20 protein-coding genes are annotated in these 25,575 nt (G+C 36.8%); 13 read left to right on the top strand and 7 right to left on the bottom strand.

The genetic code is table 11. The features are described 5' to 3' along the window. The first annotated feature begins 34 nt into the window (after window positions 1–34). On the top strand, window positions 35–529 hold the full coding sequence (locus ACK1JC_RS03695; protein WP_409510502.1) for a flavin reductase: 495 nt from the start codon (window positions 35–37) through the stop codon (window positions 527–529). A gap of 35 nt (window positions 530–564) precedes the next feature. Here the strand turns inward: ACK1JC_RS03695 and ACK1JC_RS03690 are convergent, their stop codons facing one another. The 5 genes from ACK1JC_RS03690 to ACK1JC_RS03670 all read right to left on the bottom strand — a co-directional run bounded on the left by ACK1JC_RS03690 (window position 565) and on the right by ACK1JC_RS03670 (window position 8,818). Then, a complete protein-coding gene (locus tag ACK1JC_RS03690) occupies window positions 565–1,263 on the bottom strand; it encodes a DUF1826 domain-containing protein (RefSeq protein WP_409510501.1) in 699 nt (232 codons plus the stop codon). Between the two features lie 210 nt (window positions 1,264–1,473). Continuing rightward, complete coding sequence (locus ACK1JC_RS03685; RefSeq protein ID WP_409510500.1) at window positions 1,474–3,327, bottom strand: alkyl/aryl-sulfatase; 1,854 nt, start codon at window positions 3,325–3,327, stop codon at window positions 1,474–1,476. A gap of 163 nt (window positions 3,328–3,490) precedes the next feature. Beyond that, the gene (locus ACK1JC_RS03680) at window positions 3,491–4,612 is read right to left on the bottom strand and encodes an NAD(P)-dependent alcohol dehydrogenase (protein ID WP_409510499.1); all 1,122 of its coding nucleotides are present in this window, start codon (window positions 4,610–4,612) and stop codon (window positions 3,491–3,493) included. A gap of 263 nt (window positions 4,613–4,875) precedes the next feature. After that, window positions 4,876–6,111 carry an OprD family outer membrane porin gene (locus ACK1JC_RS03675; RefSeq protein WP_409510589.1) on the bottom strand — a complete coding sequence of 412 codons (1,236 nt, stop codon included), beginning with the start codon at window positions 6,109–6,111 and terminating at the stop codon, window positions 4,876–4,878. Between the two features lie 304 nt (window positions 6,112–6,415). Continuing rightward, on the bottom strand, window positions 6,416–8,818 hold the full coding sequence (locus tag ACK1JC_RS03670) for an arylsulfatase (protein WP_409510498.1): 2,403 nt from the start codon (window positions 8,816–8,818) through the stop codon (window positions 6,416–6,418). A 569-nt stretch (window positions 8,819–9,387) separates the two neighbouring features. Here ACK1JC_RS03670 and ACK1JC_RS03665 point away from each other — a divergent pair. The 6 genes from ACK1JC_RS03665 (at window position 9,388) to ACK1JC_RS03640 (ending at window position 16,374) form a co-directional block, all read left to right on the top strand. Continuing rightward, on the top strand, window positions 9,388–11,151 hold the full coding sequence (locus ACK1JC_RS03665) for a sigma-54-dependent Fis family transcriptional regulator (RefSeq protein ID WP_409510497.1): 1,764 nt from the start codon (window positions 9,388–9,390) through the stop codon (window positions 11,149–11,151). 295 nt (window positions 11,152–11,446) lie between these two features. Then, the gene (locus ACK1JC_RS03660; protein ID WP_409510496.1) at window positions 11,447–12,901 is read left to right on the top strand and encodes a benzaldehyde dehydrogenase; all 1,455 of its coding nucleotides are present in this window, start codon (window positions 11,447–11,449) and stop codon (window positions 12,899–12,901) included. A gap of 61 nt (window positions 12,902–12,962) precedes the next feature. Next, window positions 12,963–13,331, top strand: a complete 369-nt coding sequence (locus ACK1JC_RS03655; protein WP_409510495.1) for a cupin domain-containing protein — start codon at window positions 12,963–12,965, stop codon at window positions 13,329–13,331. A gap of 128 nt (window positions 13,332–13,459) precedes the next feature. Continuing rightward, window positions 13,460–14,455: an SUMF1/EgtB/PvdO family nonheme iron enzyme gene (locus ACK1JC_RS03650; protein WP_409510494.1), complete on the top strand. Its 996-nt coding sequence runs from the start codon at window positions 13,460–13,462 to the stop codon at window positions 14,453–14,455. A 225-nt stretch (window positions 14,456–14,680) separates the two neighbouring features. Then, the gene (locus tag ACK1JC_RS03645; protein WP_409510493.1) at window positions 14,681–15,532 is read left to right on the top strand and encodes a 3'(2'),5'-bisphosphate nucleotidase CysQ; all 852 of its coding nucleotides are present in this window, start codon (window positions 14,681–14,683) and stop codon (window positions 15,530–15,532) included. A 104-nt stretch (window positions 15,533–15,636) separates the two neighbouring features. After that, window positions 15,637–16,374 (top strand): histidine phosphatase family protein, encoded by a 738-nt coding sequence (locus ACK1JC_RS03640; protein WP_409510492.1) that lies wholly within the window; start codon window positions 15,637–15,639, stop codon window positions 16,372–16,374. Window positions 16,375–16,486: 112 nt separating this feature from the next. Here ACK1JC_RS03640 and ACK1JC_RS03635 read toward each other — a convergent pair whose 3' ends face one another. Then, window positions 16,487–17,662, bottom strand: a complete 1,176-nt coding sequence (locus ACK1JC_RS03635; protein ID WP_409510491.1) for a hypothetical protein — start codon at window positions 17,660–17,662, stop codon at window positions 16,487–16,489. A 312-nt stretch (window positions 17,663–17,974) separates the two neighbouring features. After that, entirely contained in the window at window positions 17,975–18,241 is a 267-nt protein-coding gene (rpsT, locus tag ACK1JC_RS03630; protein WP_409510490.1) for a 30S ribosomal protein S20, read from the bottom strand. A 214-nt stretch (window positions 18,242–18,455) separates the two neighbouring features. Here rpsT and ACK1JC_RS03625 point away from each other — a divergent pair, with 214 nt between their 5' ends. The 6 genes from ACK1JC_RS03625 (at window position 18,456) to mfd (ending at window position 25,504) form a co-directional block, all read left to right on the top strand. Then, the gene (locus ACK1JC_RS03625; RefSeq protein WP_409510489.1) at window positions 18,456–19,130 is read left to right on the top strand and encodes an NAD(P)H-binding protein; all 675 of its coding nucleotides are present in this window, start codon (window positions 18,456–18,458) and stop codon (window positions 19,128–19,130) included. Between the two features lie 11 nt (window positions 19,131–19,141). Further along, window positions 19,142–19,648 (top strand): ribonuclease E activity regulator RraA, encoded by a 507-nt coding sequence (gene rraA, locus ACK1JC_RS03620; protein WP_409510488.1) that lies wholly within the window; start codon window positions 19,142–19,144, stop codon window positions 19,646–19,648. A 50-nt stretch (window positions 19,649–19,698) separates the two neighbouring features. Then, a complete protein-coding gene (locus ACK1JC_RS03615; protein ID WP_409510487.1) occupies window positions 19,699–20,487 on the top strand; it encodes a glutathione S-transferase N-terminal domain-containing protein in 789 nt (262 codons plus the stop codon). A 130-nt stretch (window positions 20,488–20,617) separates the two neighbouring features. Beyond that, window positions 20,618–20,974 (top strand): hypothetical protein, encoded by a 357-nt coding sequence (locus ACK1JC_RS03610; RefSeq protein ID WP_409510486.1) that lies wholly within the window; start codon window positions 20,618–20,620, stop codon window positions 20,972–20,974. Between the two features lie 8 nt (window positions 20,975–20,982). Further along, window positions 20,983–21,663: a hypothetical protein gene (locus ACK1JC_RS03605; RefSeq protein ID WP_409510485.1), complete on the top strand. Its 681-nt coding sequence runs from the start codon at window positions 20,983–20,985 to the stop codon at window positions 21,661–21,663. 382 nt (window positions 21,664–22,045) lie between these two features. After that, window positions 22,046–25,504 carry a transcription-repair coupling factor gene (gene mfd, locus ACK1JC_RS03600; protein ID WP_409510588.1) on the top strand — a complete coding sequence of 1,153 codons (3,459 nt, stop codon included), beginning with the start codon at window positions 22,046–22,048 and terminating at the stop codon, window positions 25,502–25,504. The last annotated feature ends 71 nt before the right edge of the window (window positions 25,505–25,575 follow it).

The following is a 25,575-nucleotide window of genomic DNA, read 5'->3' as shown; positions in this document are numbered from 1 at the left end:
GAAATAAGCAAAATTCAAATTTGAGATTGAAAAGATGATTGAAGCGACTGACTTTAGAAATGCAATGTCTTTGTTAACGACTGCTGTTAATGTCATTACGACAAAAGGCGAGACAGGAATGCATGGATTTACTGCATCTGCTGTGTGTAGTGTGACCGATACACCACCGACATTGTTGGTTTGTATGAATCAATCTTCTCGTTCTTATACTCATTTTATGGAAAATGAAATTTTGTCTGTGAATGTATTAGGTTCACAACATGAACACATCTCAAATGCATTTGCCTCAAGTAAATTTAATTCTGAACAACGCTTTAAGCTAGGTTCTTGGGCAAAGCTAGAAACGGGTGCACCGATATTAAAAGATGCGTTAGTCAGTTTTGATTGTCAGATTGAGCAAATTCAGGAAGTCGGAACACATAGTATTTTTATGTGTCGTGTGGTTGCTATTCAGCACAGTCAGCAAGATGAAAGTTTAGTCTATTTTAATCGCGCTTATCATTCGGTTGGGCAGGTAGAAACCGCATAACTTTTAGATTTATTGAGTAAAATTTGCAGCTTTATTTAACAAATCAGCAGTAATCGAAACTCACCATCTTTTTCAACAGGTGCTCTATGTACACATGGTAAGACCTGTTGTTTTGGATGTTCTACCGCTAAACGCCACAGATGCCCTGAGCCCAAGTTTACGGGCTGTGAATTTTCTTTGGCTTGATAATGCAGATCAAAACAATAATCTGTTAAGAAAGCTTCAAACTCATCCTCTGTACCTTCATATATTTCTTTAAGTTTTTCTCTGATACTTGGAATGCTAATTTTTTGCTCAACCTGATTATTGGGCAAAATATCACTTGCAGGACCATAATAAGTACATAAAAAAGTATTGGTTTCAATGGGTGCACGGTCTACATGAAATGAATATACATCAGTTGAAATGAAATCAAACTCATCATCTCGTTCATAATTTTTAAGCAAATTTAGAGAGGGGGATGCACCGAAATCGCTTAGTAGTTGGATGTCATTAAGAATAGTTTCTCTTGCAATATGACCTTGTTCTGAAAGTTGTAACGCGGAAAGATCTTCAATCGAAATTTCAGTTATATTTTCTATTAAATCAAGCTTTGACACGATTTCCTTAAAGTCGCCAAGCAAATTTCTATGCCAACAGATTGCATTCATATTGCCATGGAAATTTGAATTGACCAATGTCGCAAAACTAGAAACTACACTGATTTGATCACTATCGGAAAACGTATTTTGCATATTTGTGTTAAATAAAAAAACATGACTGATCATAACATTCAGGTTGATCGAGATGTTGATGTAGCCAATCTTTATGAGTATTGAATTTTAAAATAGCATTTAATTAGGTGGTAAAATAAACATTAAGCTCTGAAATAATCAATGATTTCAGAGCTATTTTCTAATTTTAAAAACAATTCATATAAATTATTATTGAATAGGTATTAGCATTTAATACAATAAATTAATAGGTGTAATTTTAAAATCAAAGTTATTAAAAAACTGTTGCTCGGCAGGATTTTCAACTTTTTTAGCACTATTCATGATGGCGATTAAATCCGTTTTTGAAATCTTTAAAACCATCTTTTTTCCCACAGATTTAGCATCGACCACTTTATAATTCATTACTGAATTTTGAAGAGAGATTTCATATAAATCAGTTTGATCAATCTGCATATACACCGTGTTATCTGAGGCATCAAACTTTATTAAGGTCGATAATTTTTCTAAAAATGCAGTCGTAGGGGCGTGCTGTAAAATTGCAGACATATCAATTTTTTTACGGTCATAACTTGATTTTTCATTGCGTAAATCTTTTGCTGCACTGATATAAAAATTACGCCAAGACACCGATTCTGCATCATAACCTAAAGTTAAATAGACATCGGCAAGTGCTTGTTTTGCAGCTTCATTATTAGAGTTTACATTCAAAATATGATTTAAAAGCTCAGCCGCCCAACGAGGTTCATCTTGTTTTTGTGCATTTAAGGCTGACTTGAGTACTGCTTGCTCACCACCCATCATGCTGACATATTTTAAGCTACGTTGTTTTCTTGGTAGCATGTCTAAATTGGCAGGGTTACCATCAAACCATCCAATATAGTATTGATAAATACCTTTGACATTATGTTTGATACTGCCGTAGTAGCCACCCATCGAGAGGTGTTTATTTAAATTTTCAGGCAGTTGAATTTTTTCGGCAATTTCATCTGCAGTATAGCCTTGGTTCATCATTTTTAAGGTTTGATCATGTAGAAATTTATACACATCACGATGTAATGTAATAAATTCAGAAATTTCTTGATTTCCCCATACAGGCCAATGATGTTGCGAAACTAAAATTTCAGTTTTGGCTTGATTATTATACTCTTTTGCTTCATTTAGATATCGGATCCATTTTAAGGTATCGCGAGCCTTAGCTCCTCTTAAAGTGTATAAATTGTGCATAGTATGCGTAATGATTTCTGAACCACAATAAAGTTTTTTGCTCTCAATGCTAAAGGTTAATTCAGATGGTGCTTCTGAGTCAGGGACATTAAAAAATTTTATCTCGATACCATCGACATTGAGTTTTTGCTCAGGTTGATCAATTAAAATGGTCGGTTGGGCAATGGTAACTGTGCCAAAAGACAATCCTTTACCTAAGCCACTATCAACCAATTGTTTTTCATTGACATCTAAATTCATACCAAACATATAAGACGCACGTTTTCCCATAATTGGGCCTGCCATAATATTTTCATTCGTTGCGGCATCCATGAAGCCCGATGGTGCAATGATTGGAATGTTTTTATCTTCCATAAAGGCTGCGACACCACCAAAATGGTCATAGTGACTGTGAGTTAAAATAATCGCACTGATTTTTTTATGACCTAATTGCGCACGTAAAAATTTAAGCGCAGCAGCCGCGGTTTCTTTAGAAGCGAGGGTATCGACGATGATCCATCCTGTTTTCCCTTCAATTACGGTAATATTGGCTAAGTCAAAACCTCTTAGTTGCCATACGCCTTCGGTGACTTTAAATAAGCCGATATTTTGATTTAATTTTGCTTGAGTAAGTAATTTTGGATTGATGCTATTGCCTGAGTAATTTTTTAAAAACTCATAATCATCATACGACCAAATCAGTTTACCTTGCTCATCCGTTAATGTGCTGTATGGACGAGCTATCAAACCGCGTTGTGCATTTCGCTCATCTTGCTTGCGCTCAAGCTGTGGTATTTTCTGTGGTTCAACTGATGTTGCATAACTGTGTTGCACCAAAATGCTTGCACTGAGTAAAAGAAGCGACAATCCTTGTTTCATGGTGAATCCTAATAAATTTTTGAACGTCATCAGCATTAAAAATCTTAAATTTTTAATTGGCTTATGTACATCATGGGGTGTGAAGTTTGTTTAAATATGAAAATAGATGCACATAAAAAAGCGATTGCATGATGAGTCCATACAATCGCAATTCAATCTATATTTAAGGCTGTACAATTCTGATAATTGGTTTGAGTGTGATACCGCTTTGACTATCTAAAGCAGCTTGATTTATATTTTCAAAGTCATAAAATTTCACTAATTTATCAAAAGGAAATAATCCTTTTTGATATAAATCAACTAATTGTGGAATAAAGGTTTTTGGCACACTACTGCCTTCAACAACACCAACAATGCTTTTACCACCAAGTAAAAGGTCATTGACATCAAACTGCGCCAATGTCCCTAGAGGAGGCGCACCAACAATTGCTAATTTTCCTAAAATACCTAGAGCATCTATGCCTTGTTTTAAAATTTCAGGACGACCTGTCGACTCTAAAGCGAAAGTAACACCACCTTCTGTTATGTCTTTAATGGCCTGTACAGAATCTACATTCTTACTGTTAATGACATGTGTTGCACCAAGTTCTTTGGCAAGTTCTAATCGACTTTCTACAATATCGACGGCAATAATTGTGGTTGCACCACAAATTTTAGCGGCTAAAAGTGCGCTTAAACCTACGGCACCTGCACCAAAGGTGACAAAGCTACTTGCTGGTGTTACTTTTAAGTTATTCATGACAGCGCCTGCACCTGTTTGGATGCCACAACCTAAAGGGCCAAGTAGTTCTAAAGGTGCATTTTTATCGACTTTAATTGTGTTATTTTCAAGGCCTAGAGCGTAGGTTGAAAATGAAGACTGCGCAAAGAAATGATCGTGAACATTTTCATGATTATGTCTGCAAATTGCATTTTCACCTTGTGGATCTGCACCGCTAAAATTACGTGCAAAAAATTCGCTACAATAAGCAGGCGCACCTGAGCTACATTGTTTACATATCCCACAGTAGCCATAACTTAAAACGACATGGTCACCAACAGCAAGGTCTTTTACATTCTCACCAATAGCAGTAATAATGCCTGCGCCTTCGTGCCCTAACACAGCTGGTAATGGCACAGGGTAATATTGATCTCTCACGATAAGATCAGTATGGCACATTCCTGTGGCAACGACTTTAACAAGCACTTCATTGCCTTGTGGTGGTCTGATTTTTAAATCTTGTAAAACAAAATCTGCGCCTTGACCTTCTGTAACCGCAGCTTGAATATCTATTAAATCAGTCATTTTCATCTCCTTGATGTGACCTATATTGTTTTGGTGATATTAATTTCAGTATGTTAATAAAGCTAACTTAATCAAAAAGTGTGCCAATTTCAACTAATTGATTATTAAGGATTTAAATTGGAATGTGGTGTTCGATTTGTGGACGAGTGTCCAAAAAACAGACATTGAGTTTTTATTGTACAGCGTGATTCAACAAAAAACTTGTCCCTGTGATCAAGCGATTGCAGGGACAGAGAATATTCATTTCAATAAAGGTGAACGATTTATTTAAATTTCCACGTGTAATCAATATTGAAACGGGTTTCATTGGCAGATTTAAATGTTGGTTTTACACCGTGATTATTATCATAATTTGCATAACGACCACGGAAATTTAAACCTTTAAACACGCCTGTTTGTACTTGATACATCAAATCAAAGCCCAATTCTTTTTCATGCAGTTCTTTATTTTCTAGCCCTGCAATATGGTCAAGGTTAATGTCTTGACCATAAGTGTAGCGTGTCATGGCTCTTAGTCCTGGAATATAATTTTTAAAATTATAATCATAGCGAATAGTGTAGGCCTTCTCATTTTTATTGAGAAAATCCGTTGCCCAAGAGTCCATATAAGTTGCAGTTTCGCCACTACTTAAGTAAGGCATTGCGGTATCGCCAGAGTTATGAATATAGCCTGCACTCAATTTATGATTATTTTGAGAAACACCGAAAACTAAATTGCCATGATGGTTATCAATATTACCTGCAAGCTGTTTTCCTTCATCAAGGGTGCGGAAATAACGAAAATCGGTAGACAGACTCATTGCATCATTGATGGGGTAACTGTGATTAAGCCCAGTATAATATTGTTGATAAATATCATGAAAATTGGCATGAAATAAGGTGATTTCTGTCTGTGGATTCAATGCATAATTGGCGCCTATATAATAAAGGTAATCGCTTGAAATAGGTTTAAAACGTCCATTAGCAGGGATCAATTTAATATCTTCATAATTGGTCGAATCTCGCTGATTGACTTGATCTAAGTACGTCATTTCGAGTTTGAGATTTTTAATATCTTTTGAAACCAATTGAACCCCATGATAAGACTGAGGTAGGGCACGGCTAAACGAGGCAATGACCACAGGTGTTTTTGGAAATAATGTACCGTATTTTAATTCCGTCTCTGCATATTTGAATTTTGCAGTTGCGCTAATTTCAGCAAAGCTACTCTCCGGTTTTCCCGTGATAGGATCAAGCGGTAACATACTTGTGCCCCTTGAATGCTCTGCATCTCCCCACAGTTTGAACCCTAAACCTGCATAAACATCAAGCCCTGTACCAATTACACCTTTGGTATAACCTGAATTCATATTGAGCATAAAACCTTGAGCCCATTCTTTAGAGGCAGGTTGAGCAACTCCTTCACCCATATAATTACGATCGATATAGACATTCTTTGTGGTCAATGTCACTGTAGATTGATCGATAAAATTTGCGTGTGCAGGATTGATGGCACACATGCTTAGTACAAGTAAGGTGAAATTAAAATGTTTCATGTTGTCATATTCCTTGAGGAGGTAAAAAGCAACGATCCTGTTGCTCGTTTATCAAGTGCTGATGCTTAAGTCTTGATTTGTTTTGGTTTTTAAGGGTTTTGACCTAAAAAAGTTATAAAGTACCCATGACTCTTCAAAAATTGAAAAATCAGAAGCGAAAAAACGAAGTTTTACTCAGGATTTATAACGACAAATTTAAAAAATCTGCCGTAGGAATCCAATTGAAGAGGCTAAAAACACAAGATTTTTAGCCAAAATTTAGCCGACCTTAAGGGGTATATTTCACATTAAGATTGTTAATTTTTCCGTTATAGGCAAATGGTGCTTGGTCATAGTAAGCCGAGGAAACAGGTGACCCGACATCTGAACCAATGTCAAAGGTTTCATTCACAGTAAAGCCGAAAGAGACCAATTTTGGAATGGTGCCTTGTGCAATAGCTTTACCATTAACCAAAATTTGTAAATCACCTGAAGATAAATGCTTGATCCCATCTACCGATGGTTTTTTATTGAGTTTAACTTCAATCTTTAAATCGCCTATCGGAAGTTTTTCCGTACTTTTGAGTTTGGTGCGCTCAATTTCGAAGGCGTTATATTCATAATGTAAATAACCATCTTTAATAAATAAGCTCACACCGCCACCGAAGCCACCCATTGCAAACAATACGCCATTGGCATTGTCAGGGTTTTTAACATCAATCGTTAGGTTGTTATTTCTGCTTGCCAAACGTGGTGCAGTAAATTCAGGGATACGTGTAATGACCGATTTATAATTATATTCGGTGGCAGGATTGACCAACATTTTGTCAGGATGAATCATGGTATACAGTGCACCACCAATCGGTAGATTTTTATTGGCACGAGATTCTTCCATAAAGTTATTTTTTAACTCTTCTAATTTTTGAGGATATTTTTTTGCTAAATCATTGGCTTGGGTGAAATCTTCTTTAAGATTATATAACTCCCAAACGTCTTTGTTAGGTGTCCATGTTGCCATGCCAGGATTAGTCGCACTCCAAGGCACACGAGGTCCAAAGGTTCCTGCCATCCAACCATCTTTATAAATGGCACGACTGCCCATAATGTCAAAGAATTGGGTGTGTTTTTGCCCTTCAGCTTTGGCATTGTTAAAGGTATATGCCATGCTGACACCATCTAATGTATCTTGCGTAAAACCATTGACCACTTTGGGTGGGGTAATGTTTAGAATTTCGTAAATGGTTGGAGCAATATCGTTGACATGATGGAATTGGCTACGCATTTTTGGATCAGCTTCAATTTTTTGTGGCCAAGAAACTGCTAAAGGCTGACGTGTACCACCTAAAGTCGATGCCACCAATTTAGTGCCTTTAAATGGCGTTGAACCTGCCCAAGCCCAACTTGCATGATACATGCTACTGGTTTTAGCTGTACCTAGCGCATCAAGTCCGCCCAATTCTTCATTTAAAACACGGATATGATCATCAATTTTACTTGGAATACGGTTCAATACGAGCATTTCACTGATGGTGCCTTGGAGACCTTCGGCACTTGAGCCGTTATCGCCCCAGATATAGTAGACTAAAGTATTGTCTCCAATCCCTACTTCATCAAGACCATCGAGCATACGTCCAACGTTATAATCAGTATGTTCAACAAAACCTGCGAAGACTTCCATTAAACGTGTTTGAAATGCGCGTTCATTCTGCGGGATACTTTCCCATGCAGGCAACGAGTCAGGGCGTGGCGTGAGTTGTGCATTTTTAGGAATAAACCCTAATTTTTTTTGTCTTGCAAAGGCTATTTTTCGATATTCATCCCATCCTGCATCAAACTGACCTTTGTATTTATTTGCCCACTTTTGATCGACTTGGTGTGGCCCATGTACGGCACCAGGTGCCCAATACATGAGTAATGGTTTATTAGGATTTAAGGTTTTTTGGGTTTTCATCCAACCAATCATATTGTCGGTTAAATCATCGGTTAAGTGATAAGCACCCTGTGAAGTTTTGGCAGGTTTATCAACATATTGGGTATTTAAAATTAAAGATGGGTCATATTGAGAAGCTTCTCCGCCAAAAAACCCATAAAAATGTTCAAAACCATAATGTGTAGGCCAATAATCAAATGGTCCTGCTTGGGTCGTGTGTGCCGTTGGTGTATTATGCCATTTACCAAAAGCTGCAGTGCTATATCCATAATTTTTAAGGACTTCCGCGAGTGTTGCAGAGGTTTTTGGAATGACACCACTAAAACCATCCCAATCATTGGCAAGTTCAGTGATTTGTCCATTGCCGACACGTGTGTGGTTACGACCTGTAAGCAAAGCCGCACGAGTAGGTGAGCACATTGCCGTGGAGTGGAATTGATTATATGAAATCCCTTGTTTAGCAATACGGCTCAGGTTGGGGGTATGGATTAAACCACCATAGGTATCGGGAATACCCGGACCGACATCATCCAAGAGAATAATTAAAATATTTGGTGCATCGGCAGGGAGTTTTTGTTGTTCGATTCGACGAATATGAGTAGATTCTTCCATCGTATCTTTTGCGATACTTGCTGAAGGTGCCAAAGGAAAAGGCAAGATATCCTGTGCAATGGTGATGACAGGCACGCCCAAAAAAAGGCTCGTTAAAGGAAGAATAAAAAGACAGGTCGGTTTAATCTTAAATTTACTTAAAATTTTCATCAATGTAGTTCCCTTACATCAAATATAAAAAAGTGATTCGGCTATGTATGGGGCACACAGCGCTCCGTTCTAATCACTTTATTAGCATGAAGCATGCCAATAGATTAAATATTATTAAATCAATAACTTGAGTCTATATGTTCGGTTCTTATGTCTAGATATTTAACGAATTATTTTCGAGGTGTCCAAATTTAAAACACAGGATTGAAAATAATTTGACATTATATAAACGTAACTCATTTGAGAATTTATATTTTCAAAAAAAATATTTAATTTGATCTGAATAAAATTTTGAATTAATTCAGTTAGTTTTTTTTGGGGTATGTGCTTAATATTAAATATATGAATTGATTATCAATGCTTTGTTTTTAATTTTATATATAGATTTTAAATGTATTTAATTATGCTTTAAATGACTATTATCAAGTATTCCTATTTATTTTATAATCTATAGATAACATTAAGTCATCATTTGAAATAAATAAATTTGTCTTATGCAATGATATTGAATACAAATGATTATTTGTTGTATCTATCGATCATTATATAATGTTCTTAAAGGGATTTTTATGAATAAATTGATTGAGTCGCTATCATGGGAAAGCATAAAGTATGATTTTTTTGAATCAGGTATTCGACCTGAACTTGAACTAGATCAGTTGCCCATTCTAGATTCATGGCAAAAAGCTAAAAATGCAGGTTTGACTCCATATAATTCTATTATTAACAAACAAAATTTTGAGATTCAATCACTAAGTTATGATGATCAACAGCTTGCTCGATTAACACAGCCTTATCTCGAAAATATTTTTAACTTATATAAACAACAAAGTATCAGTGTTTTTCTGATTAATAATATGGGTTTAATTGTAAAAGAGTTACATGATGACTCTACTGATAGTTTATATGAATTTCTGAAAGTAGGTCGAGTAGTCTCAGAGGAAAACTTTGGTACGATTGCACCGATTTGCAGTATAGATTCACGTTTACCAATTGCTTTAAATGGGCATCAGCATTATTTAAAAGAATTTTCTTCATTTTCATGTGCTTCTGTGCCTATTTTTAATGGGCGAGGCGATATTCTTGGTGCTTTAGATATTACCTCTAAAATTTCAATTGCAACAGGGAATTGGCTGAATCATTTATTATATCAGTCTTATAAATTTGAAAATGAATTTATTCGTACTACACAAGAAGCAAAGTATTTTTTATATTTTCAAAATACTCCCGATTTAATCGGTGGTGCTTATTCAGGTTTAATTGCATTTAATCAGAATGGTCATATTACGCATATGAATCAGGTGGCAAGTCAGTTGATTGGCTGTCAGGTGAAAGATGCTTTAGGCACTGAAATTAATCAAATTTTTGTCAATATAGAATCAATTATGCATCACAGCAATGATATCCATTTATTGAAGAAAAATGATCATGCATTTTGTTATGCCAAAGTGATTCATCCACAAAAAAATACGACTCAAGTGGCAGATGTTAAATTACAGAAATGCATCCGCGCCATTCAAGCGGATATTCCTATTTTAATTACGGGGGAAACAGGGACAGGGAAAGAGTTTTTAGCGCAACAAATTCACGATCAATTTAAAAAACAGCCTTTTATTTCAATTAACTGCGGTGCAATTCCTGATAATTTACTTGAATCTGAATTATTCGGTTATGAAGGTGGTGCTTTTACTGGTGCAAAAGCTAAAGGACAGATTGGCTTGGTAGAAATGGCAAATGGCGGTTTCTTATTTTTAGATGAATTGGGTGATTTACCTATTCATTTACAAGTCAAAGTTTTACGTGTGTTGCAAGACAATACGTTTTATCGAGTTGGTGGTCGAACTGCATTAAAATCTAATTTTAAACTTATTTGCGCAACCAATCGAAACTTGAAAGATTTAGTCGATCAAGGATTATTTCGTAGTGACTTATATTATCGTATTCGGGGTTATGAAATTGAGTTGAGTCCGCTGAGAGATCGGGATGATAAGCTCACGATTGCAAATACTATTTTGGAAAATTTAGGGGATTATCGCTATTCAGACAAAGTTAAAGCGCAGATTTTAAATTATGCATGGCCGGGGAATATTCGTGAATTAATGAATGTGCTGAGAGTATCCGCGGTTTTTTCAGAGGATTCAATGATCACCGAATTACTGTTACAGGATAAAGGGCAAGTGACAACACCTTTACAGATTCAGTCAACATCAGACCTAGATGGATTAACACGAGAAACCATTAAACGTGTTTATCAAGAAGAAAATATGAATGTGACGAAGGTTGCCAAGCGACTTAATATTTCAAGATCAACGGTTTATAAATATCTAAATTGATGCTGATAGCGCAGTGACTACATACTTATTTACTTCATTTTTTGTTGCGGGTGAAAAAGCAAAAATAGAGTGTCTAGGATTTGGACAGATTGCTTTTAGGATGTGTGAAAAATATAGACAATAAAATATCACATTTCATATGTTTATGATTTTTATAAAAATAAAATTTGGCATGCTATATGCATATATTCAATATATCTAACACAATATATTGGTTTTTACCTATATTGGAAGGGATTTCGACGTAAATCGTGATTGTGTTTTGATCACATTTCAATGAGTTAAGGATAGAAAAATGAGTATATTAGCAACTGAAATTTGGGAAAATCGTTTTTTTAATGGTCAATGGACAGTCGCAAAAAAAAACTATGCGGTGACTGAAGTGGCAACAGGCGATCCATTGGGTGTCATGGGCTATGCTCAACCAAGTGATGTTCAGCACTCTGCACAACAAGCGAAAATCGCTCAAGAAAAATGGTGGGCATTGTCATACCAAGAACGTGCACAAATTTTTGAAAATGCAATTCAAGTGGCGATTGATCATAAAGCTGACATCATCGAATGGCTGATTAAAGAAAGTGGTTCGATTGTCATGAAAGCAAGTTTTGAAACCGATTTAGCCATTCAAGCGCTGAAAAATGCGATGACCTTACCATCGAGTGTTCAAGGTTCAGTACTTCCAACGCAAAATGGAAAATTCAGTTTGGCAAAGCGTCTGCCACTAGGTGTAGTTGGTGTGATTTCACCTTTTAATTTTCCATTGTATTTAGCGATTCGTGCGGTTGCTCCTGCCTTGGCATTGGGTAATGCCGTGGTATTAAAGCCAGATGAGCGTACAGCAGTGAGTAGTGGTTTTGTCATCGCACGCATTTTTGAACTTGCAGGTTTGCCAAAAGGTTTACTGCATGTTTTACCGGGTGGTGCTGAGGTTGGCGAAGCTTTGGTCAATGATTCGAATATTGCGAGTATTCAGTTTACAGGTTCAACTGAAGTAGGTCGTATTATTGGTACAGGTGCAGGGCGTACACTGAAAAAAGTATCTTTAGAATTAGGCGGTAAAAATTCACTGTTAATTTTAGATGATGCTGATATTGAACTTGCGGCACAAAATATTGCTTGGGGTGTGTTTTTGCATTCAGGTCAGATTTGTATGACTTCAGGTAAAATATTAATTCATCAATCGATTTTTGAAGCAGTAAAACAACGAGTAGTTGAAAAAGTCCAAAAATTGAAAATGGGCAATCCAATGGATCCAAGCGTGAATATTGGTCCATTAATCAATCAAAGACAGTGCCAACGTGTCGAAGGTCTAGTTCAAAGTGCGATTACTGCAGGTGCAAAACTAGAAGTGGGTGGCAAAGCAAACGGTGTATTCTTTGAGCCAACAGTGTTGTCTCAGGTTACGCAAGATAATCCTATTTTCGAACAAGAAATTTTTGGCCCTGTCGCTGTACTTATTCCATTTGCAACAGATGAAGAAGCGATCGTCTTGGCTAATATGGGCGATTATGGTTTGTCTGCTGGCATTATTACCTCAAATGTCAGTCATGGCATGCAAGTGGCACAATCTTTAAAAGTCGGTCTATTACACATCAATGATCAAACAGTCAATGATGAAACACTGAATCCATTTGGTGGTTTTGGTGCATCAGGTAATGGTACGCGCATTGGTGGGCCTGCAAATGTGGATGAATTTACCCAATGGCAATGGATGACGATTCAGGCACAAGCGCCGAATTACCCATTTTAATCATTACTCATTTTTAACGTAATAAATTGATATCATTTAATGGAATAAACAGGAGTTTCACATGGAGAGTCATTCACAAGTGATCACAATGGATAGCAATCGTATGACTTGGCAGGAATTACCTATTCCTGAACTTGATGCAAGTATTTTTATGAAACCGTTGTTTTTAGACAATATGACGGGGATGTCAATTTCTAAAGCCTGGTATAAAGCGGGTTTTATGAATAAATCTCATACGCATCATTGTGCGCATGGCATGTATGTTTTAGATGGCATTTTAGTGACTTCGGTTGGTGAATTTGCTCCAGGAAGCTTTGTATGGTTTCCTGAAGGTGAAACCATGTTTCATGGTGCTCAAGAAGATAATGATGTGACTTTTTTATTCATTACCGATAAGAACTTTGATATTCAGTATAACGATCTTGAATAATAAGCATTGTTTGAAATAAGCCAAAAGATGCATTTTTTGGCTGAGATTCAGTTGCGCTATCGAATATAGCGTAGCTGAATTTTATGAAATTGCTGAAATATTTTGACTTAGCGTATTGAGTAAATGCCATGAAAAATAAATCTCCCTTAACTTATGTGCTCAGCCTAGTCGCCGTTGTGTTACTTTCGGGTTGTAATGCCAAAACGGATTTTAATGCAATTGAGCAAAGCAAAATTGCTTTGGGAAATTTAGAGAAATGTCAGGCTTATAACGGTTTACCGCAACAATGGTTGAAAAACAAACATGCAGGTATGGTACGAATCTCAGGTGGAACTTTTCAAATTGGGAGTAATGATCATTATCCTGAAGAACGTTCATTACTGAAAAGTGAAAGAAAAGTGGATGATTTTTGGATTGATGCTACCGAAGTCACCAATGCACAATTTCGAAGTTTTGTTCAAGCTACAGCTTATGTGACGGAAGCTGAAAAACAAGGTGAAGCTGCTGTATTTACACCACCCACGCAAATAGTGGGTGAATTAACATGGTGGCAATTGCAAGCCAATGCCAATTGGAAACAACCAACAGGGCCGAATTCTAAACCCATCGCTGAGCATGAACCTGTTCGCATGATTACGCTAAAAGATGCTATGGCGTATGCAAAATGGTTAGGTCGTGATTTACCCACGGAAGAGCAGTGGGAATATGCCGCCAAAGCCTTTAGTCATCAACGTGATGTAAGTGCTTCTTTAGATAAAGATCATGTAAATGCCAATGTATGGCAAGGTGAATTTCCATATCATAACGATCAAACTGATACTTTTGCAGGTGTGGCACCTGTAGGATGCTTTGCTGCCAATGGATTTGGACTTTATGACATGATTGGAAATGTGTGGGAATACACCCAAACGCCATTCGTAGGTAGCCATGACGACCATATGGGGACAGAGCAACAATTGCATGCACATAAACCGCATGCATTTAATAATTATACCATTAAAGGTGGTTCATACTTGTGTGCAGACAATTATTGTGCACGATATAGAGCTGCCGCACGACATCCGCAAGAAAGCGATTTAGCGATTAGCCATGTTGGTTTTAGGACGGTAAAGTCGAGTGAGTGATACGGAGGATCGTATTGAGTGAAATGCAGTATGTTATAGATGATAAAATTATTGTGAATTCAACTAGTATGATTTTGCGTGCGTATAGTGATCATAAATTTACTCAATTTTAAGTGATGTTCTAAGATTTTCAATAGATACATTATTGAATTTTTATCAGCTACAATATAAAAATTAGAAAATATAATGCTGATAGAATCACTTCGCTTAGGACAGGTTTTTGCTATGTTTATAACAACTCAAGTACCGCAAGATGAACAAATTTTAAAACTTGTGCCGATTATGGCAAAGGCGAGTCAGATTCTACTTGAGGAATATCAAAACTATTGTGATGGTCAGGCATTTAATATTGAGCGCAAAAATGATGAATCGCCTGTCACACAAGCAGATTTGAGAGTTAATACGTATTTGATAGAGCAATTGGCAAAAATTACACCCGAATTGCCTGTGTTGTCCGAAGAAAGTGACAATACTGAACGACATACGTGGGAAATGTGTTGGATGCTTGACCCTTTAGATGGAACTAAAGAATTTATTCATAAACGAGATGAATTTACTATTAATTTGAGCTTGATCCAAAACCATCAAACCATTTTTTCAGTGATTGCTGTACCGACTGAGCAAGTGATGTATTTGGGTTATTTAACTGAGCTTCCTTATAAATATTCATTTGTGACGGAGCGTTGGGAGCGTTACAACAAGTTTAAAGAAACTCAGCAAGATGCCATTCAAGTGGGTTTAAGCCACAGTAGTAAAAATCCGAAATATCAGCAATACATTGATTATCTTGAACAAGAAAATCCAGTTATGCGCCGTGAGGCAGGCAGTGCTTATAAGTTTTGTATGATGCTTGAGGGTGAAATTGATATTTATCCACGGTTTCATCCAACATCAGAGTGGGATACAAGTGCAGGACAGGGCTTACTTGAAAGTATTGGTGGTGGATTGGTGAGTCTAGATGCTCAACCTTTTATCTATAATCAACGAGATACCTTATTAAATGCAGGTTTTATTGCTTATCGGAATGAGGATAATAAACAACTCGCTTTAGATGCATTGCAGAATGTTTCTGTGTGACATTTACAGCAATATTGAATTATGAAAATGTGGCATGCTTTACACGTTTTAGTGTCGGTCAATAACTGTTATAGTGAATGACCCTTTATGCCATTCGAGAAATTATGTCGCTTAATTTACTGCCTGAAAGTATGCTCAGAGCAATGGATTTACTGCCGACAGCTCAAGTGCCTGTCACCTTATTTACACGACATTCGTTGCGTGAAATTGTGGATGGTCGAGGTTTGTCAGGATATGACTTACAACTGACCTCTCAGGGGCGAGAACTTGCCTATGCATGGGGAGAATGCCTGATTGAAAATACAGATCGTGTGATTCAGCACTGTATTTCAAGTCCAATCCAGCGTTGTGTTGATACTGCTGCATTGATGATTGAGGGTGCAGATGCAGTTTCTGCTAAAAATAATACTCATCATATTGAAATTATTGAACAAGGCTTATTGGTTGAGCCAGGTAGTTTCGTGCTTGATATTAAACAAGCAGCACCTTATTTTCGTGAGCAAGGTGCATTAGGTTTTATCAATAGCTTTGTTAATAATGCTTTGCCTGGAATGAAACATTCTATTCGGGGTGTTCTGGATGTACTTGAATTAATTTATGAAACTCACCCAACCAATAATAATGGTTTAAGTTTGGCTGTAAGCCACGACACTATTTTGGCCGCAATTATTGCAGTGATATCAAGACGTACCCACATTGATCAATCGGAATGGCCTGAGATGATGGAAGGTTTATTTGTATGGTTTGAGGGAGATGATTTTGCAGACAGTCAACTGAAATGGGTTTGGCGAGGTCAGTTGGGGTCATTGTCTATTCGGGAGTTTCAGCGCTTAGAGTGGTAAAGTGCTAGAGAGAATAAAATTTAAAAATGGTGGTTTTCGTGTACTGGTCTATAAAAAGTAGGTTATAGAAAGTCTTAACCTACTTTTTGATGATTTAAACATGTTAATCGTATTATATTTCAGCATCGCCTGTGCTTAAATCAAGCCAATATTTTGCTTGTCTGATATCTTTTTTAGTGCCTATTCCTTGCTCATACATTTCGGCTAAACGACGTTGTGCATCTTCGTGTCCTGCTTCGGCTGCGAGTTTGTAATATTTAAAAGCCTGTTTATTATCTGTTTTAATTTTATCACTATTATCGTAAATTTCAGCGGCATTAAAATAGCCTTCATCTGAACCCATTTCACCTGCTTTTTTATACATCTCTAAAGCAGTTTGAATATCATTGCTTTGTTTATAAATAAGACCAAGATTTTCGTAAGCAATTTCATTACCTAATTTAGCAGCTTGCTTGTAGTAAGCAATAGCTTTGGTCAAATCTGTTTGAATGTTATCTTGACCATCATGGTAAATAACTCCAAGGCTATTGAGTGCATAGGCATGGTTTTGGTTTGCTGCGAGTGTTAAATATTCGACAGCTTTTTTAGCGTTTGGTTGTATTTCTTCCAAGCCATCTTGATAAATTCGTCCAAGTTGATATTGGGCTTCCGCATCATTTTGTTTTAATGCTTGTTCATACCAATAAAGAGCTTTTTTAGCATTAATTTCAACACCCTCTGTACAGCCAAGATGATAGGCATCGGCAAGTTCGAGTTGTGCATCAAGATAACCATCTTTGGCAGCTGTATTAATGAGAGAAAGCCCTTTATTCACATCTTGTTTGATGCCTTGTCCATCTAAATACATTTTGCCAACATTATATTTGGCTTTGGAAAAGCCCAAGTTCGCGGCTTTTAAAAACCATTTCATGGCTTCTGGATTATTTTCTTCAACGCCGAAACTATTATTATATAAATAACCAATGCTATTCATACCTGATGGATTATTTGCAGCGGCAGCTTTTTTTGCCCATTGCATTGCGAGTGCATAATCAAAATAATCAGCTTCTTCATCCATATATTGGCGTGCGAGTTCAGCTTGTGCAGGAACATGACCTGCTTCAGCAGCAGATTTAAGCAGTTCAAAGGCTTGTGCATACTTCTCTTGTTTGAGTAAGACTTCAGCTTGTTGAAATTGTGTAGTTGATACGTCTGATGTGGCAAAGCTAAGACTTGATGTGGTGAGTAGTAAAGCACAAAGTAAGTTTTTTGCTATAAAGAGAGGAGTATTTGCTTGTATTTTTATCATATCGAAGATTATTAATGTAATGAATTATAGAAATAATATGTCAAATTTGAATGTAAAACCATAAAAAATATAAAGTGGTTATCAAAAAATAATAGCCAAAAGAAACAAATCCGCTTTGAATGAATTTAAATAATAAAATGGTGGAAAAACAATTTTAAAATTGAAATTATTTAGTTATTTTTTAAATTTAGTATTACGTTTTTAATCGCTAATTTTTTACGTTTGAATCTGTTTTATTTTCAACGATTAATGACCAAGATTGTTTTTACAGACACAAAAAAAGCCCTTGCGGGCTTTTTTCACATGCATAAATTAGTTAGCTAACGCTTTAACTTGTGCATTTAAACGGCTCTTATGACGAGCAGCTTTGTTCTTATGGATGATGCCTTTATCAGCCATACGATCGATTACTGGAACAGTCGCTTTGTAAGCTTCTGTTGCAGCTGCATGTTCGCCAGTAGCGATTGCAGACAAAGTACGTTTGATGTAAGTACGAACCATAGAACGTAAGCTTGCGTTGTGTTTACGTGCTTTAACGTTTTGACGAGCACGTTTTTTTGCTTGAGCAGAGTTTGCCACTCGTGCACTCCTTGAATTAGATTGGTCTGGGCGGGCTGAAATAACAACTGAAAACCAACATCAGAAGATTTTCACCAGCCCGTAAACGAGTGCCACATTGTGATTAAATGGAGCGCTAAAGTCAAGTCCTGACAGAGTTTGGCTACATTTTTGATGCAGATTTTTCCGAATTAAATCGATAGATTAGGCAGATTGAAAGGGGAATGCTTAAAAAATGACAAATTCGATTAAAAGTGTAATTGTAATAGGTGCAACGGGTCTAGTCGGGAAAAGCTTAATAAAACAGCTGAATCAGCACCCTTTTTGTGAGCAGATTACGGCGGTAGTACGTAAAGAAGATCAAGCGCTGAAAAAATACGCAAAGGTAAGACAGTTTATTATTCATGACTCTTTTTTATTAAGTGAAGATGACGTGAAGGGCTATAGCCAAGCTTTTAGTTGTTTGGGCACGACATTGAAAAAAGCAGGCTCAAAAGAAAATTTTTATCATATTGATTTTGAGATGAATGCACATTTTGCAGATCTTATTGCTAAAACAGATGCACATTATCTTTTGGTGAGTGCAATGGGTGCCAATCCATCATCACGAATATTTTACAATCAAGTCAAAGGCCGCTTGGAACAATATATACAACAACTTGGTTTGCAGCGCGTGTCGATTATCCGTCCATCGCTTTTATTGGGAGAGCGTGAAGAGTCACGAATCCTTGAAGATGCGACACAAAAGTTGTATCGAAAATTCTCAAAATTTGTACCCGATACCTTCAAATATAAGCCTGTGACCGCAGAGCAAGTGGCTCATACTATGGTCGATGCAGCGCAAAGTCAGAATATTCCATTTGAAATTTATGATAATTTACGCATACAGCAACATAAATCAACGATATAAGGAAAACAAACATGCCCGTTCCATTTGTGACTTGTGATTTACTTGATGACAATCCTGAAAAAGATATTCAAATACTTATTCCGTCAATGGATGGACGCTTTTTCCAAAGTTATGGCGCACGTAAAACCTTTGGTGGTCAAATTGTTACAGTAAAATGCTTTGAAGATAATTCGCGTGTAAAAGAGTTGTTAGCGACTGACGGTACAGGAAAAGTACTTGTGGTTGATGGTGGGGCTTCTATGCGATGTGCGCTGATGGGCGATATGATTGCAGAATCAGCAGTGAAGAATCATTGGAATGGTGTGGTTATTTATGGTTGTGTCCGTGATATTGATGCACTTGCAGAACTTGATTTAGGGGTGCATGCATTGGCAGCAATTCCACGAAAAAGTAATCGTAAAGGCATAGGCGAAGTGGATGTGCCATTGTATTTTGGTAGTGTAAGCTTCAATTCAGGTGAATATATCTATGCAGATAATAACGGAATTGTGGTTTCAAAAGAAAAATTGGTCGATTGATCATTTATAAGATAGATAAAACCGGGTAAGAAAAACCCAAGGATAGCAAAATGGTGCATCATCAAATTAAAGTAGTACAGGCTTTAGCATCTACAATTACTGCAGGTGGTCGAGGGGCAAATGGCACAGCATTTCCTATTCAACCTGAAAAAGCTTTAAAGTTGTATGAGTTTGAGGGGTCACCATTTTGTCGCCGTGTACGTGAAGTTTTAACTTTATTGAACTTGGATTATGAAGTGTATCCATGTCCAAAGGGTGGCACCAAATACCGTAAAATCGTCAAAGAACAAGGTGGTAAATTACGTTTTCCATATTTTGTCGATGAAAATACTGAAACAGCAATGTATGAGTCGGTTGATATTGTAGATTATTTATTTAAACATTACGGTAAAAGTGGTACGACACCGAAAAAATATGCACATTATCCAAAATATCCTGTAGTGGCTTTTGCAGGAACATTGATTAATGGTGCGCGTGGTGTATGGATTGATAAAAAAATTATTAATCGGGAAGCGCCAAAAGAACTTTTGGAATTGTGGGGATTTGAGGCAAGTCCTTATACTCGTGTGGTACGTGGTGTGTTAACTGAGCTTGAGTTACCATTTGTTTTTCATAATGTTCCAAAAGAACGTTGGCAGGATCAAGGACCATCAGTTCTGCGTTTAAAACCAGGTAAATATATTCCGCTTGCAGGTGGTAAGCGTGAAAAAGTTATACCTGTGATGGGGCGTCAAAAGAATGATATTCAAGTGCCGTATTTGGTTGATGTAAACACAGGAGCTCAATTGTTTGAGTCAGAAGCGATTGTGAAATATTTACAACAGCAATATGGCGTTTAATTTTCAGTTTAAAAAGCATCCGTAAAGGGTGTTTTTTTTATTACTTATTAGAATAGCCTAAGCATTCTAAGTTTTATCATTTATCAAATCAGATTAAACTTCATTTATTGTTAAAGTTTGAGATTGAAAGATGCTGAATAAGCTGACAAATTTATTTAAGAGTAAAGAAGCCAAAGCAGAAGAACTATTTTTGCAAGGAAATAACATTGTATTTAATGTTGAACAGGGTTTTATTGTTGATGGCGTTATCTTAAATACTGAACTGAAAGAACGTCTAGAATACTTTTCGAATTGTAAACTAAAAAATTTTGATGATTTAAATGCTTTATTTTACAAAGCCATTTTAATCAATGAAAAAATTGATTTGGAAATTGCATCAGGGAGATACGTAGCACGATTAGGTAATACAGAGGAAAATTTAAAACAATTTAAGAAAATTATTCAGAAACTTAATGACTATTATAAAGAATTTAAAAGAGATAAATAGGTGGGAAAATGGGGATTTCGGCGGGTGGTCTAATTATTCCGTTTAAAGGAACTCTGCAAGAAGCAGTTGCATTGGTCGAAAAGTTGAATAATACAAAGCTTTATAAGAGCTCTGAAATATATTTGGATACACGACTTATTGAAAATTATAGTTTGGCATTTATATCAGATCATTTAATTATCTATCATGCAGATTATTCACTTTCAATGTTTGAAGAAGAGCAATGGAGCAAGAAGTTAAGTGAACTAGGCCTTTTAGATCAGCTGATTGTATTCGGTATGTTTGATAGTGGTGGTTACTATGTTTATGGTATTTTTGAAAATGCTCAGCTTATTCGTTCAATTTCACAAAATGTAGATGAAGGAATTAAGCAAACTGGAATATTATCCACTTTTGAAGCGAAATGGTTAAATGCTACTGTTTTTTATGAGCTTGAATATGAAAACCATGATGGAGAATGGCAGACTAAAAATATTGAAGGGGCAGATTTTGATGCGGATTCGATAGAAGAGTGGGAAGAAGGAAACATTTGTAAAGTTTACTATATAGATGATCATGAAAATGCTGTACCTGAGCATGATATGGTTTATTTTCTGTTTTCCGAACTAAGTGAACAGATTCTGGGGTGCAATATTTTGAATGTTGAAAATATTAAGTATGTAAATATGAGTACGATAAAGCCTTTATAAAAATGAAAACAACTTCTTAGGATATCGCTAAAGTTGTAGCTGAAGTAGAAGAATATTATGTTGTGCTTGCTTTTACATCGGATGATTCAGTAGAACCCAAATGATTTGATTTTGATGCAGGTGTAATTTGCTTGAATTTGCATTGATGTGAAAGGAATCTAATAGATTATAAAAATGATTGAAGTTTATGCTTAAAGCTTGATATTGAAAAATATTGAGTTCATTTTCTTAATTTTGCTACGTGGCAACATTAATTTACGAACGATCGAAGAAATTTTAAAACTTGTATATCTAATCAATCAACAAGATAAAACAAAATCACTCAACGGTATAAAATCATCATGCTAAACTATCGTCCATGTCTTTTAGACCTTATGCGATTATGTTTAAACAAGCAATCTCTGACCTCAATCTAAAACAACTTAAAGCTGGCGAAAAGCGTTGGATCGGCTCAATGCTAGGTTCATCAGCCGCCTTATTATTTAAAGAAATATCAGAGCAATCCGAACAATTGTTGGTACTCATTGCCAAGAATAATCAGCATTTAGGGCAGTTGGAAAGCGAGTTAGAGTTTTATGGCATAAAACCTACGGTTTTTCCAGATTGGGAAATTTTACCTTACGATCGATTATCACCGCATCAAGATATCGTCTCTGAACGCTTATCTATTTTGGCAAACATGCCAAAGAAAGGGATTTTACTGGTTTCCGCGACAACTTTAGCTCAGCGTGTGGCACCAACCTCGTGGGTGTTGGGTGAGCATTTTGATATTAAAGTTGGACAGAAGTTCGACTTAGAACAACAAAAAATGCGCTTGATCCAAGCGGGATATCATTTGGTCGATACCGTCTATGACCATGGTGAATTTGCTGTACGTGGCAGTATTATGGATATTTATGCTTCGGGGCAGAGTGCGCCGATTCGTATCGATTTATTTGATGACGAAATTGATAGCTTAAAATTCTTTGATCCAGAAACACAGCGCACAACCGATAAACTTGAAAATTTTATTGTGCTTCCTGCAAAAGAATTCCCATTGAAAGAAGCACGATCAGTGTTTCGTGATCGTTATGCTGAAAGTTTTCCAACAGCAAATCCGAAAAAAAACCCGATTTATCAAGATGTCATGGAAGGCATTGCATCTCCTGGTCTCGATTTTTATTTCCCGCTATTCTTTAGTCCTGAAGCAATGAAAGCGCAAAGTAGCCTGACATCGTACTTACCAAGTAATGCTATTGTCATTACAGACCAATATATTGATGAAGGTCTAGTGAGTTTTTGGAAAGATGTCATGCGACGTTATGAAGATCGTCGTCATAATATTGATCAGCCGTTATTGCCACCTGAGCAAATTTTTATTCAACCCAATCAGTTGTATGAATATTTCAATCAATTTCCAAGAATTATTGCATCGAATGAGCCAATAGAAGTCAAAGCAGGCGCTTTCAATTTACATGTGGAAGAACCTGCTAAGCTTCCTGTCGATCCTAAAAGTGAGCAACCCTTTAAGGTTGTGAAAAAATATGTCGATGATGCCAATCATCCTGTTTTGCTCGTTGCAGAAAGTGCAGGTCGCCGTGAAACCTTAAAAGATGCATTACGTGCGAGTTTGGGTGAAATTCCTGTGGTTGAAAATTTTGCTGCTTTTCAGCAATCAAACTTTTCAGTTGCCATTACCCATGCGCCACTTGATCGTGGTTTAGTGATTACCGATGATTTATCTGTTATCTCAGAAAATCAGTTATATGAACATCGTGTGGTACAGCGTCGCCGTAAACGCCAACAAGAAGTGTCTGAAGAATTCTTAGTTAGAAGTCTAACTGAATTAAGTTTAGGTGCGCCTGTAGTGCATATAGATCATGGTGTGGGACGTTATGCTGGTTTGGTGACGCTGAATATTGATGATCAAGATTATGAGTTTTTACAGCTGAACTATGCAGATGATGCCAAAGTTTATGTCCCTGTAACCAATTTACATTTGATTAGTCGTTTTAGTGGTGGTGATCCTGATTTAGCACCACTGCATAAATTGGGCACAGATGCTTGGAATAAGGCAAAACGTAAAGCACTTGAACAAATTCATGATGTTGCGGCTGAGTTATTACATATACAGGCGCGCCGTCAGTCGAAACCAGGTATTAGTTTTGAACTTGATCAAAGCAGTTATATGCAATTTTCAAGTGGATTTGCTTATGAAGAAACCTTAGATCAGGCAAATGCGATTGAAGCAACTTTGCATGATATGCAATTGGCGAAACCAATGGATCGTTTGGTCTGTGGTGATGTGGGCTTTGGTAAAACAGAAGTTGCGATGCGTGCAGCTTTTGTTGCTGTACAGAACAATAGACAAGTGGCTGTGCTTGTCCCGACAACATTGCTTGCACAGCAACATTATGAATCCTTTAAAGATCGTTTTGCTGATTGGCCCATTCGTATTGAGGTTTTATCACGTTTTGGAACAAGTAAAAACCATACCAAAACCATTGCTGATTTAGCAGATGGTAAAGTCGATATTGTGATTGGTACGCATAAAATTTTGCAGGAAAATATTCAGTTTAAAAATTTAGGTTTAATGATTGTTGATGAAGAGCATCGCTTTGGTGTACGTGATAAAGAGCGTATTAAAGCCATGCGTGCCGATGTTGATATGCTCACTCTCACTGCGACGCCTATTCCAAGAACGCTGAATATGGCATTTAGTGGCATGCGTGATTTATCCATTATTGCGACACCACCTGCTCGTCGTTTGGCAGTAAAAACCTTCATTAATGAACAAACTGACGACACCATGAAAGAAGCAATTTTGCGTGAAATATTGCGTGGTGGGCAGGTTTATATTTTACATAATGAAGTCGATACGATTGAGCGAGCAGCGGAAAATGTTAGAAATTTAGTGCCAGAAGCACGTGTAGCCGTAGCACATGGGCAAATGCGTGAACGTGAACTCGAACAAGTCATGCAGCAGTTCTATCATAAAGAATATAACGTCTTGGTGTGTTCAACGATTATTGAAACAGGGATTGATGTTCCAAATGCCAATACCATCATTATTGAACGTGCTGATAAATTGGGCTTGGCTCAACTGCATCAGCTTCGTGGACGTGTAGGACGTTCACATCATCAAGCTTATGCATATTTAATGGTGCCATCAATCAAAGGCTTAAAAGGTGATGCAGAAAAACGTTTAGATGCGATTTCTCGTGCCTCAACTTTGGGTGCAGGTTTTATGCTTGCGACTGAAGATTTAGAAATTCGTGGTGCGGGTGAGCTTTTGGGCGAGCAACAAAGTGGTTCAATGAATGCCATTGGCTATAGTTTGTATATGGAAATGCTTGAGAAAGCGACTAAAGCCATTCAACAAGGTAAAACACCAAACTTTGATGCACCATTATCATTGACTGCTGAAATTACTCTGCATATGCCTGCACTAATTCCCGATGAATATTTGGGTGATGTGCATCAACGCCTCATGTTTTATAAACGGATTAGTAATACTGATACACAAGAAAAACTCGATAATATTCGCATGGAATTGATAGATCGTTTTGGTGTGCCTCCACAACCCGTTAAGCAATTGTTTAGCGTGCATCAAATGCGCATTAAAGCTGAACAATTGGGTATAACCAAAATTGATATAGGAAAAAATGGTGGGGCAATTGAATTCTCACCTGATACGCCTGTTCAAGCCATTAGTATTATTCAATTAATGCAAAAGCACCCAACATGGTTCCGTATGGAGGGGGGGCAACGTCTACGAGTTATGGTCATGCTTGATGAAGCAGATAAGCGAATTCAGTTTATGACCGACTTATTGAATAACCTACTTAGTGAAATCAAATAGGCTCAGATTGTTCAGTTAATGTGTATATTTTTTTAATTTAGAGTATCTAACTGAACAGTCAGAAAATTTTT

It is taken from the genome of Acinetobacter sp. TY2, from assembly GCF_046269225.1.
GTDB lineage: Bacteria > Pseudomonadota > Gammaproteobacteria > Pseudomonadales > Moraxellaceae > Acinetobacter.
The sequence above is the reverse complement of the archived record's forward strand: the minus strand, read 5'-3'. Positions and strand labels throughout refer to the sequence as shown.

What these genes read in the sequence shown, in the direction of transcription:
- ACK1JC_RS03645 (WP_409510493.1), top strand. Translation starts at nt 14,681, where the DNA reads ATGTTTATAACAACTCAAGTACCGCAAGATGAACAAATTTTAAAACTT.
- ACK1JC_RS03670 (WP_409510498.1), bottom strand. Translation starts at nt 8,818, where the DNA reads ATGAAAATTTTAAGTAAATTTAAGATTAAACCGACCTGTCTTTTTATT.
- ACK1JC_RS03610 (WP_409510486.1), top strand. Translation starts at nt 20,618, where the DNA reads ATGCTGAATAAGCTGACAAATTTATTTAAGAGTAAAGAAGCCAAAGCA.
- ACK1JC_RS03680 (WP_409510499.1), bottom strand. Translation starts at nt 4,612, where the DNA reads ATGACTGATTTAATAGATATTCAAGCTGCGGTTACAGAAGGTCAAGGC.
- ACK1JC_RS03650 (WP_409510494.1), top strand. Translation starts at nt 13,460, where the DNA reads ATGAAAAATAAATCTCCCTTAACTTATGTGCTCAGCCTAGTCGCCGTT.
- ACK1JC_RS03675 (WP_409510589.1), bottom strand. Translation starts at nt 6,111, where the DNA reads ATGTGTGCCATCAATCCTGCACACGCAAATTTTATCGATCAATCTACA.
- mfd (WP_409510588.1), top strand. Translation starts at nt 22,046, where the DNA reads ATGTTTAAACAAGCAATCTCTGACCTCAATCTAAAACAACTTAAAGCT.
- ACK1JC_RS03625 (WP_409510489.1), top strand. Translation starts at nt 18,456, where the DNA reads ATGACAAATTCGATTAAAAGTGTAATTGTAATAGGTGCAACGGGTCTA.
- ACK1JC_RS03605 (WP_409510485.1), top strand. Translation starts at nt 20,983, where the DNA reads ATGGGGATTTCGGCGGGTGGTCTAATTATTCCGTTTAAAGGAACTCTG.
- ACK1JC_RS03665 (WP_409510497.1), top strand. Translation starts at nt 9,388, where the DNA reads ATGAATAAATTGATTGAGTCGCTATCATGGGAAAGCATAAAGTATGAT.
- ACK1JC_RS03635 (WP_409510491.1), bottom strand. Translation starts at nt 17,662, where the DNA reads ATGATAAAAATACAAGCAAATACTCCTCTCTTTATAGCAAAAAACTTA.
- rraA (WP_409510488.1), top strand. Translation starts at nt 19,142, where the DNA reads ATGCCCGTTCCATTTGTGACTTGTGATTTACTTGATGACAATCCTGAA.
- ACK1JC_RS03640 (WP_409510492.1), top strand. Translation starts at nt 15,637, where the DNA reads ATGTCGCTTAATTTACTGCCTGAAAGTATGCTCAGAGCAATGGATTTA.
- ACK1JC_RS03655 (WP_409510495.1), top strand. Translation starts at nt 12,963, where the DNA reads ATGGAGAGTCATTCACAAGTGATCACAATGGATAGCAATCGTATGACT.
- ACK1JC_RS03690 (WP_409510501.1), bottom strand. Translation starts at nt 1,263, where the DNA reads ATGCAAAATACGTTTTCCGATAGTGATCAAATCAGTGTAGTTTCTAGT.
- ACK1JC_RS03615 (WP_409510487.1), top strand. Translation starts at nt 19,699, where the DNA reads ATGGTGCATCATCAAATTAAAGTAGTACAGGCTTTAGCATCTACAATT.
- ACK1JC_RS03660 (WP_409510496.1), top strand. Translation starts at nt 11,447, where the DNA reads ATGAGTATATTAGCAACTGAAATTTGGGAAAATCGTTTTTTTAATGGT.
- ACK1JC_RS03685 (WP_409510500.1), bottom strand. Translation starts at nt 3,327, where the DNA reads ATGAAACAAGGATTGTCGCTTCTTTTACTCAGTGCAAGCATTTTGGTG.
- ACK1JC_RS03695 (WP_409510502.1), top strand. Translation starts at nt 35, where the DNA reads ATGATTGAAGCGACTGACTTTAGAAATGCAATGTCTTTGTTAACGACT.